At 69.6% G+C, this 1,588-nt stretch carries 2 protein-coding genes; both read right to left on the bottom strand.

Annotated elements, in window-relative coordinates; genetic code table 11:
- Positions 1 to 91: 91 nt before the first annotated feature.
- Positions 92 to 712 carry an SAF domain-containing protein gene (locus tag WBV89_RS09560; RefSeq protein WP_423981109.1) on the bottom strand — a complete coding sequence of 207 codons (621 nt, stop codon included), beginning with the start codon at positions 710 to 712 and terminating at the stop codon, positions 92 to 94.
- Positions 709 to 1,239: a prepilin peptidase gene (locus WBV89_RS09555; RefSeq protein ID WP_423981108.1), complete on the bottom strand. Its 531-nt coding sequence runs from the start codon at positions 1,237 to 1,239 to the stop codon at positions 709 to 711. Before WBV89_RS09555 ends, WBV89_RS09560 begins: the two co-directional genes overlap by 4 nt.
- Positions 1,240 to 1,588: the final 349 nt, after the last annotated feature.

Below are 1,588 nucleotides of genomic sequence, written 5' to 3'. Positions count from 1 at the left end.
GTCGTCGACCGATCCACTGTCCGGCCATCCGGCCGCGAGCGCGAGGGTCGACGTCGTCGCGCAATCACCTCCGACCAGGATCGTCGTCATCTCATCCACCCTCGGGATCCGGCGCCGGAGGGAGCAGGACGACGCTGACGACATCTGCGATGGCGACGTCGGGAGCCTGATTCTCGGCGACCTCGACCGAGAGCGACACCGACCCGCTCCCGGATGTCGACTCGACGGGCACTTCGGTCGCCCGTCCGGGAACGGCGATCGGAACCCCGTCGGAGTCGAGCACGACCAGCTGCAGAGTGGAGTCTTCGCGCACGCCGGTCGGCATCAGGTCGGAGTCGACCTCGATCGCGACGATCGCCTGTCCTCGATTCACCAACGGATCCGGCTGGAACGCGATGCCCACGACGAGTTGCCCCGACACGATGCGCACCTTCGAGTACTGACCGACCAGCCCCGTGAGTTGATCCCCGGCGACCGTCGGCACGCTCCCGTCGACATCGACGTCGACGGTGCGGAACATCTCGGCGGTCACCTGCGTCCCCGCTGGAATGTTGTCGATGGCCTGGACGACCGACGTGGTGTCGTCGAGAGACGAGTAGACGAGCACGTTTCCGCCGATCGCCACGGCGCCGAGCGCGACTCCGGCGGCGATCCGGTTCCGTCGACGGGCGCTCGGGCGGAACCCCCGCGTCTGTTCGGGGTCCCGGCTCATCGCACTCCCGACTCGGTCACCGCCGCGACGAGTGCGATGACGGCGCCGCAGATCAGGCCGGGGCCGAACACCAGCGTTCGGCGGCGAGTGACGACACCCACGACCGCCGTTCCGGCCGACCCGATCGCCAGTGCGGCGAGTCCCAGGATCGGGTCGACGAGGCCGAGCGCAGCGCCGGCGACGAGCGCGGCCTTGACGTCACCGAAACCCATCGCGGCCGGAGCCACGAGGTGGGCGATGAACAGCGGGCCGGACATCGCGAGTGCGCCCACCGCAGCACCGCTGAGCGCCGAGCGGTGGCCACTGAGGACGAATTCGACGGTCAGGGTGACGGCGCCGAGCAGCGCGGCCGACCCGACGAGGCGGTTGGGAAGTCGTCCCGCGATCAGATCGACCAGTACGGCGGGGAGCAACGCGGCCAGGGCGACGCCGGATGCCAGCGGGACCCGATCATCGAGCGAACACAGCAGCGCGACCAGACCGACGAAGGCCGCTCCGGCTCGCCAGACCGGCCGACTCTCCCTCACGGCATCCCTGACGGTCCACCGCCTCCGCGACGCGGTGGACGATGTCGGTGCCGACGTGTGGTTCACGTGCGTTGCCTGCAATTCGTCCCAACCTCCCCAGTGGTTGCGCGCCGACCATAGTCGGGTGCGCAGAACGCTGTCGCGAGAAGTGGGCCGACGGCGAGTGCGCCGGACGTGATGGTCCGGTGGGCCGGCGGGCGCGGCGGGAAGGTCTCGGTTCGCTCGGTGCACAACCCGCCAGTGGGTCGTGAGACGGCCGGACGGGAAATCCGATGTGGCCCCGTACGGCGCTCAGGTCTGGAGTGAGCGGACGATCCAGTCGAGGAGCCACGACAGGAATGCGTAGAGG

It is taken from the genome of Ilumatobacter sp. (assembly GCF_049588435.1).
Classification (GTDB): domain Bacteria; phylum Actinomycetota; class Acidimicrobiia; order Acidimicrobiales; family Ilumatobacteraceae; genus Ilumatobacter_A.
This window is presented reverse-complemented; position numbering and strand designations above follow the sequence as displayed.